Raw genomic sequence first — 19,136 nt, 5'->3', positions numbered from 1 at the left:
CATCATGCAGGCAAGACGGACCTTTCGGCGCGTCGCGGTCATCGCAGTCGCGATCGTCATTCTGGCACCGCTCGCGGTCATCGGCCTATTCCTCGCGAGCTTCGATCCCAACAGCTACAAGCCGCAGGTGATCGCCGCCGCCGAGCGGATGCTGCACCGGCCCGTCACCATCGACGGGCGGCTGCGGATGAACCTGTCGCTGGTGCCGACGATTTCCGCCTCGGGCATCACCATCGCCAATCCGCCCGGCTATGCCGACGCCGATTTCGCCACGCTGCGGCGTATCGAAGCCAAGGTGGCGCTGCTGCCGCTGCTGCGCCACCAGCTCAACATCCTCGATCTCGTTCTGGTCGATCCGGTGATCAATCTCGAATACGGGCCAACCGGCACGCCGAACTGGGAGCTTGGCCCCGGCGGCGGGGCGGGCGGCGGAGCAGCGGGGCAACCGGCGGTGCGGCCGGCCAGGCGGGCAGCGGGGCCGGCCTCGCCCTGCAATCGGTCTCGATCGAGAACGGCACCATCACCTATCACCCCTCCACCGTGCTCGTCCCGCTGAGCGGCGGCGCGCCGGCCGCCCTCACCGCGCAGCGCCCCACCGTGCTGCACATCGCGCGGTTCAGCGGCAGCGCCGCCTCGCTCGATTCGCCGCTGCTGCTGTCGATCGACGCGCAGTATAACGGCACGCCGTTCAGCATATCCGGCACCACGGGGCCGGTTTCACGGCTCACCGGCAGCGCCGCCGGCGGCGCGCCCTGGCCGGTGGACCTGACGGTAAGCGGCCAGGGCGCGCAACTGCACATCACCGGCCGGATCGCGCATCCCCGCAAGGCGGACGGCTATGCGTTGCACCTGCACGCGACCGCACCGGATCTCGCGCCGCTCGCCGCCTATCTGCCCGCCGCCGCGCGGGCCGACCTGCCGCCGCTGCAGAAGGTCGACCTGCGCGCGGATCTCCGCCCGCCGGTCGAGGGAGCGATGCCGGCGGTCACCAATGTTAGCCTCACCGCCGGCACGTCCGACCTCACCACCTGGCGCAAGGGCCTGTCGCTGCGCTCGCTGAACATCACCCTGCCGGCGCTCGACCGGGCGGTGAATGTGGCGCTCGCCGGCAGCTATCAGGGCAGCCAGGTCGGTCTTGAGGGCAAGGCCGGGCCGGTCGGCCCGGTGCTCGACGCCGCACTGGGCATGCCGGCGAAGCCACCCCTGCCGGGGGCGCCGGCCGAGCGCTTCACGATCAGCGCCGCCGCCCGCGTCGGCAAGGCGCTGTTCAATGTCGCCGGCGGCATGGCCTCACCCTCGAAACTCGCCGGTGTGGCGATGAAGCTCAGCGCGACCATCCCCAATCTCGCGAAACTGTCCGATCTCGCGGGCGCGGAACTTCCGGCCTGGACCAATATCGGCATTTCCGGCCTGCTGACCGATCCCGGCGGCCAGAGCCTGACCCGCGCCGTGGCGCTCAATGGCCTTGCGGTCAGCTCGACCCAGGCACAGTTCGGCGGCGCGTTCAGCCTGACCCTCGGCCCGCGGCCGGACCTGCAGGCGGTGATCCATGCCTCGCGGGTCGATCTGTCGGGGCTGCTCGGCGCCGCGCGGCAGCGTCCAGCCCCGCCGGCTTCATCCGGCGCCAGCCCGACGCCAGCACCGGCCGGCCAGCCCCACCCGGCGCCGGCGCCGGCCAACCCGGCCGGCAGCACCGGGGTCATCCCCACCGCGCCCCTGCCCTTCAACCTGCTGCGCGCCGCGGATGGCAATGTCGAGCTGACGATCGACAAGCTCACCTATGCCGGGGCGAATTATCAGGCGCTCACCGCGCATGCGCTGCTGCGCAACGGCGTGCTGACCGTGCGGCCGATCAGCGGCGAACTGCCGGGCGGCCCGGTCTCCGGCGCGCTGATGGTCAACGCCGCCAGCAACCCACCCTCCATCCGCCTCGTCGAGCAGGCGCCGGCCTTCCGCCTCGGGCCGCTGCTCCGGCTGCTCGGCGAGCCCGGCTCCGCCTCGGCGACGGTTCAGCTTTACGCCAATCTGGCCGGCGCGGGCTCGACCGCGCATGACATCGCCGCGTCCCTGAACGGCACGCTCGGCGTCTCGACGGTGAATGGCGAGATCGACGGCGCGCTGCTCGATCACCTGCTCACCGCCGCCGGCCTGCCGGCGGGCATCGCCGGCGCGCAGGGGCCCGTACAGCTGCGCTGCTTCGCGACCCGGATCGACACGACCAACGGCCTCGCCCGCATCCGCGCGCTCACCCTCGATTCGAGCCGCCTGTTCATGACCGGCGGCGGCAGCGTCGACCTCGCGACCGAGGGGCTGAACGTCGTGCTGAAGCCGCAGACCACGATCGGTGGCGCGGCAACGCCGATCCCGCTCGCAATCACCGGGACGCTCGGCCGCCCGGTGACCGGCGCGGCACCGGCCGGCGACTACGCGCAGGCGATCGCCGCGGCCGGCCAGCGGGTCGGCGGCGGGCAAACCCTGTTCGGGCGGCTCACCCGCCAGCTCGGGCTCGCCCCGCACACCGCGAGGCCGCAAGGCTGCACCACCGCGCTGGCGCTCGCGCGGATGGGACATCCAGGCCCGGCGCCGACCACGGTGGGTCTTGCAGCCGGCGGGAGCCACGGGAGTGCCGGCGGCGGCGGCAAATCCCCCGGCGCGGTGAGCGGGCCGCAGAATCTGCTTCAGTCGCTGTTCCACTGATGGCGCCGGAACGATGAAACGCATCTGGAAACATGCCGGGCTGCAAGCGCTGGACGGCGGGTTCGGCGTGACGCTCGATGGCCGGCCGGTGCGCCTGCCCGGCGGCGCCCCGCTCACCGTGCCGACGGAGGGGCTCGCGCGCGCCATCGCCGCCGAATGGAACGCGCCGGGCGACAACGACGAGGTCCGCCCCGACGACCTGCCGCTGACCCGCCTTGCCGGCACAACGGTCGAGCGGATCGTGCCGGACCCGGCGTCGGTGCGCGCCAGCCTGCTCGCCTATGGGCGGAGCGACCTGCTCTGCTACCGCGCCACCGGGCCGGAGGGGCTCGTCGCCGAACAGGCGCGGCTCTGGCAGCCCTGGCTCGACTGGGCCGGCAGTGCGCTCGGCGCGCGCCTGGCCGTCACCGCCGGCATCACCGCGATCGACCAGCCGGCGGCGGCGATCGGAACTCTCGGCGAGGCTCTCGCCAGGCATGACGCCTGGAGCCTTGCCGGGCTTGGGGTGACGGTGCCGGCGCTCGGCAGCCTCGTGCTCGGCCTCGCCGTCGCCGCGGGCGCGCTGGCGCCGCTGGCGGCGCATGACTGCGCCGTGCTCGACGAACTCTGGCAGGAGCGTCTCTGGGGCGAGGATACCGAGGCGGCCGCGCGCCGCGCGCGAATCGGCGATGAGATCGTCACCGCCGCGCGCTTCGTGGCACTGGCGCGGCAATGATCGCGAAACGCCTCATCCTCTCGGGCCGGGTCCAGGGCGTCGGCTTCCGCGACTGGATGGTGACGCGCGCCCGCCGCCTGGCGCTCGCCGGCTGGGTCCGCAACCGGGCCGATGGCACGCTTGAGGCGCTGGTCGCCGGCGATGCGCCGGCCGTCGAGGAATTGCTGCGCGCCTGCCGCCGCGGCCCGCCACTCGCCGATGTCACCGACATCGTGGAAACCTTCGCCGACCCGCCGAGCGAGCCCGGTTTCATCAAGCGCGCCACCGGCTAGTGTCCACTTTCCGATCCATTCGGATCGGATATGTAGCTCGTCTTGGCGGCATTTTGCCGGTTCAGCGCGAGTCCAGGGCGTGATGTCGAGGTTCATCGGCTGAAGGTTGCCTGGAAGAGCAGCTGATCGCGGGCGCGGGAGATTGTGGGGGCGCTGTTGGCGCCGATCTCGTGCTCGTAGGAGAGGTCGAGGCCGACGCCCCGCCAGCGATAGGTGAGCCCGAGGCCGATCCCCGCCTCGCTCTGTTCGGGCTTGCCGGTGGCCCCGGCATAGGCGGTGTGGTGCAGCCACACCGTGCCGGCCTGCGCCAGCAGCGCTGCGCTCAGCGCGCCGGGCAGGCGCGGCACTTTCACGGCGTGGCTCAGCCGTCCGTGAAGAGATACCCCTCGTCGCCCCCGCCGGCGCTGACCGGATAGGCCATCACCCCATACGGGCCGCCGAGATAGAGCTGCTGCGAGCTGTCGAGGTTCTTCGAGGCGAGCTGTCCCTGCGCATCCAGCGTCAGGCGCAGCCCCAGCGGCAGCGACTGCATCCGGCGCAGCTGCGCCTGCAGCACCGCGAACCCGCCAGCCGCCCGCGGGCCCGCCGCATCCGCCGCCCGCGCCGCCGCGGGGCCGATCGACAGATCGCCATGCGTCGCGCTCAGGCTCGCCGCCGTCGCCCCGCCAAACCGGTCCGCCAGCTGCCCCGAGACGCTCAGCCGCTCCTGCGGGATCGTCTGCCGCGCCGTCGTCGCGGTGCTGCGGGTCGACTGCGCATAGACCGCCTCCAGCACATCCAGCCGCAGCTCGACCACCCGCCGCGGGCCCAGCAGCACCGGATCGCTCACATACCCGCCGAACTGCGTCGCCCGTCCCACCTCGTCCAGCGCGGTGAACGCGCCGCCCAGCCGGTACTCCGTCGCCGAGCCATACAGCCCGGCCTGCACGCCGTTCCACAGATCCGGCGTATCGGCCGCGAACCCAAGGCTGCGCAGATTGCCCGTCCCCGAGATCGCCCCGTTGACCGACAGCGCCCCGCCATAGCCGAACGGATCGTTCACCCGCGCCGTGGCGCTGGTGATCTCGGCACCGGTGTAGCGGCTGCCATAATTGCTCTGCGACAGGCTGAACCCCACCAGCTTCTCGTCCCGCCGGGTCAGCCGCAGCGTGGTCGTCCCCGGCGCGCCGCCCGGCACCAGCGCCCCTCCACCCGCACACCCGGCGTGCGGTTGAGCAGCAACAGACCGCGGTTCAGCGATGACAGCCGCACCGCCGCGCCCGCCCGCACCCCCATCACCCGAACCGCCTGCGACGCCCGGAACCGCGACACTCCGGCAACCGTGACCGCGTCATAGCGCGGCTCCACCACATCGACCCGCACCACGCCGCGCCGGATCGATTGCGGCGGCAGATAGGCAAAGGCCAGCAGATAGCCCGCCCGGTGATAGGCTGCTGATTCCGGGCTCAATTCGCCCGGGATTCCGAGATTAACTCGCCCGGGATTCCGGGAATTATTCGCCCACCTATTCCGAGATTAATTCGCCCACCTGTTCCGACTTTTATTCGCCCAGGCGGGCGGGGTTGGCCGGGTTGGCTTGAGGTCTCTGCTGGCTGGTTCAGGTTCCCTCCCTTTGGCTGATCGAGGGAGCGGATGAATGCCAGTGGAGCGGATTGCGATGCGCGATGTGCGCGAGATTGTCAGATTGAGGATGGCGGGGCTTTCGACCCGCCAGGTGGGGATCCGGGTCGGGGTTGCGGCATCGACGGTGCGCTTGACGCTGCGGCGACTGGAGGCGGCCGGGCTCGATGGGCCAGGGGCTCTGGCGCTGTCCGAAGCGGCATTGGAAAGGCGCTTGTTCGACGGCGCGGTGGGCAAGCGGCCGGGGCATCGACGTGTGGATGAGCCGGACTGGGGGCGTATCCGCCGCGAGTTGCAGCGCAAGCACGTGACGCTGTCGATCCTGTGGGACGAGTATATTGCCGAGCACCCGGATGGGTATCGCTACAGCCGGTTCTGCGAGCTCTACCGGAGCTGGGAAGCCCGGCTACCGGTGACGATGCGCCAGACCCACGCATCGGGCGAGAAGCTGTTCGTCGATTATGCCGGCGACACGGTGCCGGTGGTGATCGACCGGCTCACCGGCGAGACGCGTGCGGCCCAGATCTTCGTCGCCGTTCTCGGCGCATCGAGCTTCACCTATGCTGAGGCGACCTGGACCCAGACCCTGCCGGACTGGATCGAGGCGCATAATCGCACTCTGGCAGCAATTGGCGGCGTGCCGGCGCTGCTGGTGCCCGACAACGCCAGGGTCGCGATCATCCGCGCCTGCCTCTACGATCCACAGGTCAACCGGACCTACACCGATATGGCGCGCCATTACGGCACGGCCATTCTCCCGGCGCGGCCGCGGCGGCCGCGTGACAAGGCGAAGGTCGAGGTGGCGGTTTTGCTGGCGGAGCGGTGGCTGCTGGGCAAGCTGCGCAACCGGGCATTTTACGGCCTCGCCGAACTGAATGCCGCGATCGCTGAATTCTGCCGCTGGCTGAACGAGGAGCGGGTCGTCCGTCGCCTGGGGGCGACAAGACGGCATCTGCTGGAAACACTCGATCGTCCCGCGCTGAAGGAACTGCCGGCCGAACCCTATGTGCTGGCGCAATGGCGGCGCCGGCGGGTCGGCATCGATTATCACGTCGAGATCGAGAAGCATTTTTACTCCGTCCCCTACCGGCACGCCCGCGCCGAGGTCGAGGCCCGGTTCACCGTGCGCACGGTCGAGATCTTTCTCCGTGGCGAACGGATCGCCGTGCACGCACGCAGGCCGGGTAACGGCAAACACACGACGATCGCCGAGCACATGCCCTCGAGCCACCGGCGTTATGGCGACTGGACCATCGCACGGATCCATCAGGAAGCCGCACGGCTTGGTCCCTCGGTCGCGACACTCTGCACCCTGATCCTCGAACGCCGGCCTCATCCGGAGCAGGGGTTCCGCGCCTGCATCGGCATCCTTCGCCTGGCCCGCAGTGTTGGCGCCGACCGGCTCGATGCCGCGGCCGAGCGCGCGCTCACCATCGGCACCCTGACCTACGGCTCGGTCAAATCCATCCTCGATAACCGGCTGGAGCGAGCCGCCGGCACCGCCAGTCCCGATCCCACCCCGATCCGCCACCCCAACATCCGGGGCGGCGGATATTTCCACTGATGACAAGGAGAAGCCTCATGCTGAACCATCCGACCCTCGATCAGATCCACCAGCTCGGTCTTGCAGGCATGGCCGCGCGTTCACCGAGCTGCACGCCAATCCCGAAACCCCCAGCCTCAGTCACGCCGAATGGCTCGGTCTTCTGCTCGACCGCGAGATCACCGTCCGACGTGACAAGCGGTTGAGCACAAGGCTGCGCCATGCCAGGCTGCGCCATGACGCTGCAATCGAGGATGTCGATTACCGGAGTGCCCGCGGCCTCGATCGGGCTCTGTTCCAGAAGCTGATCCAGGGTGAGTGGATCGACGCGCACGACAATCTCGTCCTGAGCGGGCCGACAGGGGTCGGAAAATCGTGGCTGGCCTGTGCCCTCGGTCACAAGGCATGTCGCGATGACAGGACCGTGCTCTATCAGCGCGCCCCCAAACTCTTCGCAGAACTCGCGGTCGCCCGCGCCGAAGGGCGTCACGGCCGGATGATCCGCACCCTCGGTGCCGTCAATCTACTGATCCTCGACGACTTCGGCCTTGCTCCACTCGACGCCGGCGCCCGTCACGACCTGCTCGAGATCGTCGAGGATCGCTACGGCCGCCGCGCCACCATCATCACCAGCCAGATCCCCCCGGCGCATTGGCATGAGCTGATCGGCGATCCGACCTACGCCGACGCCATTCTCGACCGTCTGCTCCACAATGCCCACCGCATCGAACTCACCGGCGAAAGCCTGCGCAAGATCCGCAAGCAAACCCCAAAAACCGCTTGACCCAACGAGAACAGGAGAGCAACGAAATCAACAGCCACAGAGACCGCTACCCGGGCGAATAAATCTCGGAATCCCCGGGCGAATAAACGTCGGAATCGTGGGCGAATTAAAATCGGAATCCATGGGCGAATTCTCCGGAATCCGCATACGGCGACACCCCGACCGCCGCCGTCGCCGACGCGCCGGCGCTCGACAGCGTCACGCCCGTCACGCGGTCATTGTTGAGAAGACCCGACACCGAAAAATTCGTCGTCCCCAGAGCGAGCGCCTGCCCGTAGGTCTTGGTCCGGTTCCCCGGCGTGATCGTCAGCGGCGCCTGGTCGATGGTCAGCGAGCCGTCATTGTAGATAATGTTGTAGTTCGAAAGCCCGTGCCGCTCGCCTTGCTCGCGCTGATCGCATAGGTGCCGACGGTGCTCTGGCGCGTCGCCGTCGTCGTCAGCACCACGCTGTTAATGCTGTCGCCATTCCCCGTCACCAGCCCCGTCTCGCTGTAATCTCCCTGGTTCAGCACAGGCGTCGTCCCGTAGATCGAACTCTGCGCCGCCGGCGTGATCGTCAGCGGCGCCGGGGTCACCGTCAGCGAGCCGGTGCCATAGCTGATCGTGTAGTTCGACAGCCCCGTCCCGGTCGCGTTCGATCCGGCGATCGTATACGGCGACACCCCGACCGCCGCCGTCGCCAACGCGCCGGCGCTCGACAGCGTCACGCCCGTCACGCGGTCGTTGCCAAGAAGACCCGACACCGAAAAATTCGTCGTCCCCAGAGCGAGCGCCTGCCCGTAGGTCTTGGCCTGGTTCCCCGGCGTGATCGTCAGCGCCGCGGGGTTCACCGTCAGCGAGCCGGTGTCATAGCTGATCGTGTAGTTCGACAGCCCCGTGCCTGTCGCGTTCGATCCGGCGATCGCATACGGCGACGCCCCGACCGCCGCCGTCGCCGACGCGCCGGCGCTCGACAGCGTCACGCTCGTCACGCGGTCATTGTTGAGAAGACCCGACACGGTAAAATCCGTTGTCCCGAGAGCGAGCGCCTGCCCGTAGGTCTTGGTCTGGTTTCCCGGCGTGATCGTAAGTGTCGCTGGCTGTATTGTTAATTGTCCATCATAGGTGATCTGGTAGCCAGACTGGCTGTTCGCGAGTGCCGCACCCGTTCCCCCAAGGATATGGCTGCCCAGTGACATGGTCGCGGAGGACATGGCAAAAAACTGAATGCCGGATGTGTTGACGATCGCGGAAGCATCGCGACCGGCCTGGTCGATCACGCTCGATACGGTGAAGGAGGGCGGGGCCGCGCCATAGGTTGCCTGCGCCGGCGCCGCGTTGATCACTACATAAGGCAGCGCCTTGAGCACAGGATAGGGATAGCCTGTAACCCATGCGCCCGCGCCGAATGCACCCGTTGCGATCGGTCCTTGTGTCAGCCATTCTTGCGTTGCGAGACCCACAGCGCCCGCCGAAGCGCCAGAGCCTACACCCGTCATTGTGCCGCTCGCCGTCGTATCCCAATAGCTCGAAGCGATCGCGCCGATATTCTGCCCCGCCAGCCCGCCGACATCGGCATTCCCCGACACGCTGCCCACGGCGTAGCTCTCGCTGATGGTGCCGGCGTTATTCCCGACCAGCCCACCGACATTGCCGCTCTTCCCCGAGACTCCACCCAAAGCGTAGCTCCCGGCCAGCGTACTGGCGTTGCGCCCTATCAGGCCGCCGACATAGGCGAACCCGGTGACCTGCCCGATGGCATAGCTGTTGGCGATGGTGCCATCATAATGAACGCCCACCAGACCGCCGACATCGCTCGCACCAGAGACGCTGCCCGTCGCGTAACTGGCGCTGACGTTGCCGCCGTTATTATATCCAACAAGCCCGCCGACATAATCTCCGCTGCCCGACACGGTGCCGCCCGCATGGCTGGCGCTGATCGAACCCTGGTTGGTATTCAGCCCGACCAATCCGCCAACATCGATGCTGCCCCCGTCACGCTGCTCGTCGCGAAGCTCCCGCTGATCGTGCCGCCATAGCCGTTATTGCCCACCAGCCCGCCGACGCCGTAGCCACTGCCTGTGACACTGCCCGTCGCGTAGCTGGCGATGATCGTGCCGCCATAGGTGTTATTTCCTACCAGCCCCCGACATCGCTACCACCGGTCACACGTTCACCCACCAGGCCGAGATCGCGGATCACCCCGCCGCTGCCGAGCGTTCCGAACAGTCCGGTGTTATCACCTCCGTTGATCGTCAGATTCGAGATCGTGTTTCCCAATCCTCGAACGTGCCGGAGAAGGTGGGGAGCGACGAATTGGTGCCCGTCGCGGCGATGTCCGCGCCAAGGGCGTAGTTGCCGGTGCCGGCGATAGTCTCCAGCGCCGCCTGGCTGTCGATGATCGTGTAGGTAATCGCCGCCCCTTCGACCCGCCTGGGTCACGAAGGTCGCGTTGCTCGGCAGGCTCACCGGCGCGGCGATGCTGTAGCTCGCCCCCGCACCGTTGGTGCTCGACTGGCCATAGTCCAGCGTCAGACCGGGTGCCGATCCGCTCGCCGCTGATCGGCGCATCGATCGGATATTCCCCGCCGCGTTCAGCGTCAGCCCCGCGTGGCGTCCACGCGATGGCGCGTTCACCGTGATGTCGCCGTTCGATGTGCCCGCGGTCCCCGCCGTCTGGATCACGACGTTGTTGCCCGCGTTCAGCGCCGCATCGATGCTCGTGTTCAGGATCGTCGAGGCAGAACCCGGCGTGTAGGTATAGGGCGAGGCGGTGTGAACGCCGTCCCTCGCGTTGCCCGACGCGATCGTCACGTCATACGGGTCGAGCAGCCAGGTGCCGCCCCCCGTCCGCACCGAGGCCGGTGAATCGAGCTTGCCCCGAGGTCTCGACGAACCCGCCCGCCCGCCGCCCGCGCCTGACGCCAGGATCGTGCCGCAACCCTCGTCATCGAGGCCGGATCCTCACATCCGACCACACGCTCACCACGCCGCCCGCGCCCGCACTTGCGTCGCCCGCGCATCCAGCACCGCGCCGGCAGCCACTTCACCGTCCGCGCCTGCGGCAGCGCCCGCGCCATGCACGCCGCCGCCCACCGCGATCGTCCCGCCGCGGATCGCCCCGTCGCCACGATCCGCCCGCCATGCGCCACCACCACATGCGCGCCGCTCACCGCCACAGCACCGCCCGCGCCGCGCAGACGCATCCACCCGGCCCGACACCACAACGTTGCCCGACGCCCCCAGCAACGTGATCGTCCCGCCCGCGACACAGCACTGCCCGCCTCGATGATCCCGCTCTCGTTCACCACCGTCCGCAGCAGCGCATCCTTCGCCGCGGCACTCAGCAGAACCACGCCGCCATGGCGCGATGATCGCCCCGCCATTCTTCACCTCGGCGCAAGCGCCGCCCGGCTCACCTCGAAATGCACCAGGCTCCGCCCGCCAGCGTCAGGTCGATCGCACCCCCCGCCCCCAGCGCCACCGTCCCGCCCGGCGGCAACGATCCGCCCCGCATTGTCCACCTGCCCGCCGATAAACGCGACATACCCGCCCCGCCGCCTTGATCGTGCCGCGATTGACCACCGCCGCCGCGCTCGTGCCGGTGAAATGATACTTCCGGCCATGAAGTCCTGATCGGTGATCGCCCGCGTCGACGCCACCAGACCGCCCACATCGACCGACGCCCCCGGCGCGAAATACACCCCGTTCGGATTGACCAGGAAGACCTGCCCGTTCGCCGTCAGATGCCCGTAATCTGGCTCGGGTCGCTGCCCAGAACCCGGTTCAGCGCGACACTGCTCGCCCCGGCTGGCGGAACTTCACGCTCTGCCCGGCGCCGATGCTGAACCCCTGCCAGTCGATCGCCGTCTTGCCGCTCGTCTGCGTCACCGTCAGCGTGTCGCCGCTGCGCGCGATGCTCGCCGACCCCGCCGTCACCTGCCGCCCTGCGGCAGCGCCAGCGCCACCGCCGGCACCAGCACCAGCGCGACCGTGCCCGCCCCAGCGCCAAACTGCCGCCGCAGCGCAAGCGCCGCAGCGCCCGCGGCGTCAGCCGCCGACCCCCATGCCCCACCGTCCGCATCACCTCCGCCACAGGGATCAGCATCCCCAGCGCGCGGCTCCAGATCAGCTTGAATGCATGGTTCATCGGAAATCTCTGACACAATGGATATTCGACAATGTTCAATCGACGCCGTTAGAATGACATCAGGCGTCTACAAACGGCACGACAGGAATCAAAACAAGCGAGGGCGATCTGCGTCTGCCGCACATATGCGGCGCACGGCAGCACCATAGGCACCAAGATTCCAAATTTCAACCAGGGATTGTAATTTGCGGGTCGATCGATCCCCGAAGCCAACATATCGCGCCCCCACCGCCCGACCGCGGAAGAAGGCAGCGCGCCTCACGCCGGCGCGGCGATGGCAAAAGCTATGCTTGAAACGGGTGATTTTCCGATCTGCGCCGCCCCGGCCGGCATATCATGCGCCTGCGATCAAAAAATGTCAGGCGGTGGATACCACCACGCCGTCAAGACTGGCGTCCGGGTTCATCGGAAATCCGTTCTCCCGTTCCAGAATCGCAGAATCGGGCGAAACTCTCGACCGAACCGCCAACCCTGCCGTGGCGGCTAACGGTTTCATCGTGGATTGCCGCCGCCGCCGCCTCGATCAGGAACAGCGGCACGAGATTGTTCCACACCCGGTCGTCGAACCAGCGATCAGGCGCCGCAGCGGCGCTGGCGCGATACGACCTGACAAAAGCGCCTGTTGTTTCGTGTCGAAAACGCTCCAAAACGGCATCGCATCGCGGTGAAGGGCCGGCGCCGTTCGCAAGCCGCGTCTGCCTTACCGCCATCGCCGCATTGTCGAGAGACCAGATCAATCCCGCGACGTCGCGGAGCGGCGAGGCTTTCTGACACCGGATCGACAGCGGGATGGATGGCTCTCCCTCGAAATCGATGATCAGGGCATCGCCTTGCATGACAAGAACCCGACCAAGATGGAAATCGCCATGAACGCGCGTCATCAGGGCTCCCTCGCCTGCGATGGCATGGCGGGACAGGCGGGCTTCCAGCGCGGCGCGGCTTTCCTTCAGATGCCGCACGACGCTCTTCAGGTCGCCGCCCGAGCCTGAAGAAGCCTCGTCAAGGGCCCCAAAAGCCAGGGCGATCTGATGGTGCGCGGCCTCCGCCCATCCGGTCGCATTGTCCATTTCGGCGATCTGTGGCGCAAACGCCGCGGCGGGATGCGGCCGGGCGAGAATGGCGTGCATTTCGGCAAGCCGCCGCCCCATCGCGCCAGCAAGCGAAAGACACGGCGCCAGCGCAGCCTCCTCCGCCCCGCCATCAGGCTGCGCATGCGCCGCGCCGTCGACAGCGCGGGCGAGCGCATCGATCATGTATTGCCAAGCATCCCCCTGATTCCGGACGAATTGCTGAACGATCATCAGAGTGGTTCGCGCCCCGGCATCGTCCGTCAGAACGACTTCGCCGAGCAGCGCGGGGGTATGGACAAATCCATGGTCCGCGAGGAAGCGGGGCATTTCCGCCTCGGGGTGATGCCCGGCCTCGAGCCGGCGCAGAACCCTGATGATGGCGGCCTCGCCGACGATCATCGAACTGCTGGCGTGCTCGGCGGAAAATCTGCGGATATCGGCATCCCCTTGGCGGAGAACAGACCCGGCGCGGTCGGTCGCTTCGAACGTGAGCGTGCCCGCATCCAGCCGGAGCGCACGCCGCTCCAGCAGCCCCGCGATGATGGCGCGGCCGAATGCGTCGACGGCGAACCCGTCGGTCAGATGGCCGAGACGCCGCTGCTGCCGCAATCGCGCCAGCGCCAGGTGCTGCGCGATCGGCGCGGCGGGCTGATCGTCCCAGTCGGCGGCCAGCGGCAGGAAATAGCGTTCACCCCGCCCGCCCCGATCGAGCATGGCCTGACAGAGCAGGAATTCGCCCTCCGGCATCGCCACATGGTCCATCGCGGCAATCGTCGCATGGCCTGCTTCGCCGCCATCGCCGGCGAACCAGCGGCGCCGGGCGAGATAGGCCGGCAGGATGTCGCTCTGGAGGCTCTGAATGGTCTGCGGCGTGGCGAGATCCCGCAGGCTGCCGCGCATGACCAGCGTGACATGGTCGGGCAGCGGTTCCGAAGGTTCGATCCGCCAGCTGGGCATCGCGGCTTCGGTCGTCAGGCTGAACCAGTAGAACGCGTAGGGCGGCAGGGTCAGCACATAGGGAAGCGGACCGATCGGGGGAAACGGGGAGCCGCCGATGACATCGAGCGGAACCCTGCCGGCGAAAGCCGCGAGATCGAGTTCGACCGCCTGGGCCGTGCGCGCGAGATTATAGACGCAGAGGATCGTCTCCCCGGCGTCGTCCTGCTCGTTCATGTCGCGGATATAGGCGAGTATCCTGCGGTTTCCGGGATACAGAAACCGCATGCCGCCGCGGCCGAAGGCACGATGGCGCCGGCGCACGGCGAGCATGCGGCGCGTCCAGTTCAGCAGGGAATGCGGGTCTTTCGCCTGCGCCTCCACATTCAGCGCCTGATAGCCGGATACCGGGTCCATGATCGGGGGCAGCACGAGGGCGGCGGGGTCGGCGCGCGAGAAGCCGCCATTGCGGTCCGGAGACCACTGCATCGGCGTCCGCACGCCATCGCGGTCGCCGAGGTGGATGTTATCGCCCATCCCGATTTCATCGCCATAATAAATGACCGGCGTGCCGGGCATCGACAGCAGAAGCCCGTTCATCAGCTCGATGCGGCGGCGGTCCCGTTCCAGCAGCGGCGCGAGACGACGGCGAATGCCGAGATTGAGCCGGGCGCGGTGATCGGCGGCATACGTGGCCCAGAGATAATCGCGCTCCTTTTCCGTCACCATCTCAAGGGTCAGCTCATCGTGATTGCGCAGGAAGATCGCCCATTGGCAATTCGCCGGGAGTTGCGGCGTCTGGCGCATGATGTCGGAAATCGGAAACCGGTCCTCCTGCGCGATCGCCATGTACATCCGCGGCATCAGCGGAAAGTGGAACGCCATGTGGCATTCATCGCCATCGCCGAAATAGGGCAGCGTATCCTCGGGCCATTGATTGACCTCGGCGAGCAGCATGCGGTCGGGCGCGTGCGCCTCCAGCGCCGCGCGGAGCTGTTTCAGGATCGCGTGGGTCTCGGGAAGATTTTCATTGGCGGTTCCCTCGCGTTCGGCAAGATAGCCAACGGCATCGAGCCGGAACCCATCGACGCCGAGATCGACCCAGAAGCGCATGATCCCCAGAACCTCCTGAAGCACGCGGGGATTATCGAAATTCAGATCAGGCTGATGGCTGTAGAAACGGTGCCAGTAATACGCGCCGGCGGTGGCATCCCAGGTCCAGTTCGATTTTTCGAGATCAACGAAAATGATCCGCGTGCCGGCATATTTCTGGTCGTTGTCCGACCATACATAATAGTCGCGGGCGGCAGACCCCGGCTTTGCGTGACGCGCGCGCTGAAACCAGGGGTGCTGGTCGGAAGTGTGGTTGATGACCAGTTCGGTAATCACCCGCAGGCCGCGGCGATGGGCGGCATCGATGAACCGGCGCACGTCGCGCAATGTGCCATATTCAGGATGGACGGCGCGATAGCCGCTGACGTCATAGCCATCGTCACGCCGGGGCGAGGGATAGAATGGCAGCAGCCATATCGCGGTCACGCCAAGATCGACGATGTAGTCGAGCTTCTCCATCAGGCCGGCGAAATCGCCGACGCCATCGCCATTCCTGTCGAAGAACGATTTCACGTGCACCTGATAGATGATCGCGTCCTTGAACCATTGCGGGTCCGTCGCCTGCGCGTCTTGCCTGAAGAGCGTTTCCGTATGGCGTGTCATGTCCGGCGCCTCCTCGCGGTGTCGGGGTCACAAGATCAGGATCGGGGCTGCTGTCCGGGTGGGGCGCCTGAGTGCCGCCGGGCGCGGCAGAGTCGCCGAAGCGCGGGTTCCATGCGGCTTCGGCTGGCGGCCCGTTGCCTGCGGCAACGGGGAGACGAGGCCCGGAAACGGAACGCCGATCCGTCGATCACGATATGGACGTGGAAGTGTCGGCCACAGCGCTGGCGCGGTCAAGGCGCCAGCGCGTCGCCGTCAGTTGCCGGCAGGCCGCCGGCCGGCCCAGGGCAGTGCCGCCTCCAGCTGTGCGGCGAGGCGGAGCAGCGTGGCTTCGTCCGCCGTGCGGCCGACGAACTGCACCCCGATCGGCAGCCCGTCGGGCCCCTGATGCAGCGGCACCGACATCGCAGGAACGAAGGCCATGTTGGCGAGCTGGGTGAAGGGCGTGCGTTCGAGATTCTGGAAGGCGAGCCCTTCGACGACGCCCGAGCGGATCAGCAGGCCTCCGGCATTGGCGCGGCTGATCAGGCGGGAGATGGCCTGGAGGACGGCCGGCGACTCCAGCTCGCCGATTTTTGCCGGGCCGAGCGCCGTGGTCGGCGTGAGATAGAGATCGTATGTCGTGAAAAACGCGCCCAGCGCACGGGCGAACCCGTTCCACTGCTCGCGCAGCTCGACATAGGCGCCGGCGGACATCGCCCGCCCGATCGCCGCGATCGCCCGTGTGTCGGGGTGGAACTCCCGGTCCGCGCTGCCGTGCTCCCGCCGGAGCCGGGCGAGCAGGGCAGCGACCTGGCCGTAATACATCCCCATGTAGCAGCGCGCGAGCAGCTTCCCGTCGATCGCCGGCTCGGCCTCCTCGACGATGTGGCCGAGGGAATCGAGCAGGCGGGCGGTCGCCGCGACGGCCTCGGCGATTTCCGGAGCCACCCGCCCGCCGATCGGCGAGCGGACGGAGAAGCCGATCCGCAGCCGGCCGGGATCGGCGCCGACCTCTGCACCGAAGGGGCGCGCCGGCGCCGGGATGATGAAGGGATCGCCCACCGCCGGGCCGGCAAGACAGTCGAGCATGGCCGCGGAATCGCGGACGCTGCGGGTCAGCACATGGTCCGCCACCGCGCCATCCCACAACTCCCCGGCCAGCGGCCCTGACGAGATCCGCCCGCGGGAGGGCTTGAGCCCGAACAGCCCGCAATAGGCGGCGGGAATGCGGATCGATCCGCCGCCATCGCCCGCGCCGGCCATGGCAACATAGCCGGCCGCGACCGCGGCGGCCGAACCGCCCGACGATCCCCCGGGCGTGTGCGCGGGATTCCACGGGTTACGCGTTGCGCCATAAAGGCGGGTTTCGGTGGTCGCCTTGAGGCCGAGTTCCGGCGCCGTCGTCATGCCGGCGATCACCAGCCCGGCGGCGAGGCAGCGTTCGACGAAATGCGAGGAGCGGGCGGCGACATTGCCCCGCAGCGGCAGCGCCCCCATCGTCATCGGCGCGCCCGCGTAGTCCTGGGCAAGATCCTTGAGCAGAAACGGAACGCCTGCGAAAGGCCCCTGCAACCCGGCGCCGATCTGCCGGCGGGCGCGCTCGCGCAGATCGGCGGCGATGGCGTTCAGTCGGGGTTCGTGGGCGTCGATCCTGGCGAGGGTTGCGTCAAGCAGTTCCTCCGCCGTGATCTCGCCGCCCCGGACAAGGGCGGCGAGAGATGTCGCGTCGTGGTTTGCGAGTTCTGCTTCCTGCATGCCCCATCAAAGGGACAATTTGAGCCAGGATGCAACCTCGCCGGCAACGCCACGGCGGAAGGCGAGCACGCAGGCGATGAAGATCACGCCCTGAATCACCGTCACCCAGTCACTGAAACTGGCGAGATAATACTGCATGGCGACCACGATCGCAGCACCGACCAGCGGCCCGAACACGGTCCCGATCCCGCCGACCAGCACCATGAGCACGACGAGGCCGGACGTCGCGTTGCCGACATCGGTGAGCGTGGCGATGCGGACGACCAGAGCGTTCAGCCCGCCGGCAATGCCGCCCAGCGCCGCCGCCAGCACGAAGATGACCCATTTATACTGCTCGACCTTGTAGCCGAGCGAGATGGCGCGGCTCTCGTTCTCGCGGATCGCCTTCACCACCTGGCCGAACGGCGAGTGGATCACCCGATGCACGAACAGGAAGCCGGCGATGAACACGGCGAACACCAGCCAGTAGAGCTGCAGGTCGTTGTGCAGGGAAAAGCTGCCGAACAGATTGCCGCGAGGAATGTTCTGAATGCCGTTCTCGCCGCCGGTAAAGCCGGTGTCCTGCACCGCGAAGAAATAGACGAGCTGCGCGAGGGCGAGGGTGATCATCGCGAAATAGATGGTCTGCCGCCGGATCGCCAGCCAGCCGAACACGACGCCGATCGCCGCGGCGGTGAGGCCGCCCAGGATCAGCCCCACTTCGGTGGAGGCGTGCATCGTCTGGATCATGTAGCCGGCGACATAGCCGCCCATGCCGAAAAAGGCGGCCTGGCCGAGCGACAGCAGGCCGGTATAGCCCATCAGCAGGTTCGCCCCCATCGCGAAGAGCGCGAAGCACATCACCTGCATGACGAAAATCGGATAGGCGACGAAGGGGGCGACGGCGAGGATCGCCGCCATGACGACGAAGCCGATCGCCTGGGCGCGGGTGAAACCGAACATCATGCCGCCCTTCCGAACAGGCCGGCCGGACGGGCCAGCAGAACCACAGCCATCACCGCGAACACCACCACGGAAGACGCCGCCGGATAATAGACCTCGGTGAAGCCCTGGATGATGCCGAGGCCGAAACCGGTAAGAATGGCGCCGCCGATCGAGCCCATGCCGCCGATGACGACAACGGCGAACACCGTGTTGATCAGGTCGGTGCCCATGCCGGGATTGACCGAGTAGAGCGGCGCGGCGAGCACGCCGGCAAGCCCCGCGAGGGCGACGCCGGCGGCAAAGGTCAGCGCGATCACCCGCGGCACATTCACGCCGAAGGCCTGGACCAACGCGGGGTTTTCGGTCGAGGCGCGCAGCAGGGCGCCGAGGCTGGTCTTTTCAATCACGAACCAGACCGCAACGCAGATGATGATCGCCGCGGCCACCACGAAACCGCGATAGACCGGCAGATACATGAAGCCGAGATTGAGCGTGCCGGAAAGAAGGTCCGGCGCCGAGTAGGACACGCCCGAGCTGCCATAGGCGTTGGTGAACAGGCCCTGGAGCACCAAAGCGAGGCCGAAGGTCAGCAGCAGGCCGTAAAGAATGTCGAGCTTGTAGGTGAAGCGGATGAGGGTGCGTTCGAGCCCGAGCCCGAACGCCCCCACCATCACGGGGCCAGCACCATCGCCGGCCAGTAGCCGATCCCGAGATAATGCAGCAACCCCCAGGTCACGAACGCGCCCACCATGAAGAGCGCGCCATGCGCGAAGTTGATGACGTTCAGCAGACCGAAAATGATCGCCAGCCCGAGCGAGAGCATCGCGTAGAACGAGCCGTTGATGATGCCAAGCAGCAGCTGCCCGAACAGCAGCGGCGCCGGCTTGCCGAGGATCATCAGCATGACGTGGGTCTCTTCATGGCGGGCTTGGTCTCAGGCCTTGACCAGCGGGCAGCCTTCGGCGGCCATGGGCATGAAGGCTTCTTTCGCGGGG

Annotated in this window: 18 protein-coding genes and 3 pseudogenes; 6 read left to right on the top strand and 15 right to left on the bottom strand. The window is 67.8% G+C overall.

Going from position 1 to position 19,136, the window contains the following annotated elements; all coding sequences use genetic code 11:
• Positions 1-4: 4 nt before the first annotated feature.
• Genes ACIDOCELLA78_RS94985 through ACIDOCELLA78_RS94970 form a run of 4 tightly spaced genes read left to right on the top strand, consistent with a single transcriptional unit; the run spans position 5 to position 3,684 of the window.
• A complete protein-coding gene (locus ACIDOCELLA78_RS94985; protein ID WP_249676656.1) occupies positions 5-556 on the top strand; it encodes an AsmA family protein in 552 nt (183 codons plus the stop codon).
• Positions 541-2,697, top strand: a complete 2,157-nt coding sequence (locus ACIDOCELLA78_RS94980; RefSeq protein WP_249676638.1) for an AsmA family protein — start codon at positions 541-543, stop codon at positions 2,695-2,697. Before ACIDOCELLA78_RS94985 ends, ACIDOCELLA78_RS94980 begins: the two co-directional genes overlap by 16 nt.
• Before the next feature lie 13 nt (positions 2,698-2,710).
• A complete protein-coding gene (locus tag ACIDOCELLA78_RS94975) occupies positions 2,711-3,412 on the top strand; it encodes an ATP12 family chaperone protein (protein WP_201729642.1) in 702 nt (233 codons plus the stop codon).
• Entirely contained in the window at positions 3,409-3,684 is a 276-nt protein-coding gene (locus ACIDOCELLA78_RS94970; RefSeq protein WP_201729641.1) for an acylphosphatase, read from the top strand. Before ACIDOCELLA78_RS94975 ends, ACIDOCELLA78_RS94970 begins: the two co-directional genes overlap by 4 nt.
• Positions 3,685-3,776: 92 nt before the next feature.
• Here ACIDOCELLA78_RS94970 and ACIDOCELLA78_RS94965 read toward each other — a convergent pair whose 3' ends face one another.
• From ACIDOCELLA78_RS94965 to ACIDOCELLA78_RS94955, 3 genes are read right to left on the bottom strand one after another with little or no spacing between them, the layout of a single operon-like run.
• Positions 3,777-4,037, bottom strand: coding sequence for a hypothetical protein (locus tag ACIDOCELLA78_RS94965; RefSeq protein WP_201729640.1), 261 nt, complete (start codon positions 4,035-4,037; stop codon positions 3,777-3,779).
• 8 nt (positions 4,038-4,045) lie between these two features.
• Entirely contained in the window at positions 4,046-4,861 is an 816-nt protein-coding gene (locus ACIDOCELLA78_RS94960) for a ShlB/FhaC/HecB family hemolysin secretion/activation protein (RefSeq protein ID WP_201729639.1), read from the bottom strand.
• Positions 4,822-5,133, bottom strand: a complete 312-nt coding sequence (locus ACIDOCELLA78_RS94955) for a POTRA domain-containing protein (RefSeq protein ID WP_201729638.1) — start codon at positions 5,131-5,133, stop codon at positions 4,822-4,824. Before ACIDOCELLA78_RS94955 ends, ACIDOCELLA78_RS94960 begins: the two co-directional genes overlap by 40 nt.
• A 208-nt stretch (positions 5,134-5,341) precedes the next feature.
• Here ACIDOCELLA78_RS94955 and istA point away from each other — a divergent pair, with 208 nt between their 5' ends.
• Positions 5,342-6,868, top strand: coding sequence for an IS21 family transposase (istA, locus tag ACIDOCELLA78_RS94950; protein ID WP_201727680.1), 1,527 nt, complete (start codon positions 5,342-5,344; stop codon positions 6,866-6,868).
• Positions 6,869-6,885: 17 nt separating this feature from the next.
• Positions 6,886-7,631 (top strand): annotated as a pseudogene (gene istB / locus ACIDOCELLA78_RS94945) (IS21-like element helper ATPase IstB).
• A 106-nt stretch (positions 7,632-7,737) separates the two neighbouring features.
• Here istB and ACIDOCELLA78_RS94940 read toward each other — a convergent pair.
• The 12 genes and pseudogenes from ACIDOCELLA78_RS94940 to ACIDOCELLA78_RS94885 form a co-directional block, all read right to left on the bottom strand.
• The gene (locus tag ACIDOCELLA78_RS94940) at positions 7,738-7,935 is read right to left on the bottom strand and encodes an MBG domain-containing protein (RefSeq protein WP_374223268.1); all 198 of its coding nucleotides are present in this window, start codon (positions 7,933-7,935) and stop codon (positions 7,738-7,740) included.
• Between the two features lie 23 nt (positions 7,936-7,958).
• Complete coding sequence (locus ACIDOCELLA78_RS94935; RefSeq protein ID WP_201729637.1) at positions 7,959-9,581, bottom strand: S-layer family protein; 1,623 nt, start codon at positions 9,579-9,581, stop codon at positions 7,959-7,961.
• Positions 9,569-9,721, bottom strand: coding sequence for a GLUG motif-containing protein (locus tag ACIDOCELLA78_RS94930; protein ID WP_374223267.1), 153 nt, complete (start codon positions 9,719-9,721; stop codon positions 9,569-9,571). The genes ACIDOCELLA78_RS94935 and ACIDOCELLA78_RS94930 overlap by 13 nt, the downstream gene beginning before the upstream one ends.
• A 26-nt stretch (positions 9,722-9,747) precedes the next feature.
• Positions 9,748-10,425, bottom strand: coding sequence for a hypothetical protein (locus ACIDOCELLA78_RS94925; protein ID WP_201729635.1), 678 nt, complete (start codon positions 10,423-10,425; stop codon positions 9,748-9,750).
• Positions 10,422-10,997 carry a hypothetical protein gene (locus ACIDOCELLA78_RS94920; protein ID WP_201729634.1) on the bottom strand — a complete coding sequence of 192 codons (576 nt, stop codon included), beginning with the start codon at positions 10,995-10,997 and terminating at the stop codon, positions 10,422-10,424. The genes ACIDOCELLA78_RS94925 and ACIDOCELLA78_RS94920 overlap by 4 nt, the downstream gene beginning before the upstream one ends.
• Before the next feature lie 3 nt (positions 10,998-11,000).
• On the bottom strand, positions 11,001-11,357 hold the full coding sequence (locus ACIDOCELLA78_RS94915) for a filamentous hemagglutinin N-terminal domain-containing protein (RefSeq protein ID WP_201729655.1): 357 nt from the start codon (positions 11,355-11,357) through the stop codon (positions 11,001-11,003).
• A gap of 40 nt (positions 11,358-11,397) precedes the next feature.
• The gene (locus ACIDOCELLA78_RS94910; RefSeq protein ID WP_249676632.1) at positions 11,398-11,550 is read right to left on the bottom strand and encodes a hypothetical protein; all 153 of its coding nucleotides are present in this window, start codon (positions 11,548-11,550) and stop codon (positions 11,398-11,400) included.
• Positions 11,551-11,629: 79 nt separating this feature from the next.
• Positions 11,630-11,761, bottom strand: a pseudogene (locus ACIDOCELLA78_RS94905) (ESPR-type extended signal peptide-containing protein); the annotation flags it as partial.
• A 383-nt stretch (positions 11,762-12,144) separates the two neighbouring features.
• Positions 12,145-15,483 carry a maltose alpha-D-glucosyltransferase gene (gene treS / locus ACIDOCELLA78_RS94900; protein WP_201729633.1) on the bottom strand — a complete coding sequence of 1,113 codons (3,339 nt, stop codon included), beginning with the start codon at positions 15,481-15,483 and terminating at the stop codon, positions 12,145-12,147.
• A 252-nt stretch (positions 15,484-15,735) separates the two neighbouring features.
• Positions 15,736-17,217: an amidase gene (locus ACIDOCELLA78_RS94895; RefSeq protein ID WP_201729632.1), complete on the bottom strand. Its 1,482-nt coding sequence runs from the start codon at positions 17,215-17,217 to the stop codon at positions 15,736-15,738.
• A gap of 6 nt (positions 17,218-17,223) precedes the next feature.
• Positions 17,224-18,159 carry a branched-chain amino acid ABC transporter permease gene (locus ACIDOCELLA78_RS94890; RefSeq protein ID WP_201729654.1) on the bottom strand — a complete coding sequence of 312 codons (936 nt, stop codon included), beginning with the start codon at positions 18,157-18,159 and terminating at the stop codon, positions 17,224-17,226.
• Positions 18,159-19,045 (bottom strand): annotated as a pseudogene (locus ACIDOCELLA78_RS94885) (branched-chain amino acid ABC transporter permease). The gene ACIDOCELLA78_RS94890 and the pseudogene ACIDOCELLA78_RS94885 overlap by 1 nt, the downstream one beginning before the upstream one ends.
• Positions 19,046-19,136: the final 91 nt, after the last annotated feature.

It is taken from the genome of Acidocella sp. C78, assembly GCF_907164655.1.
The sequence above is the reverse complement of the archived record's forward strand: the minus strand, read 5'-3'. Positions and strand labels throughout refer to the sequence as shown.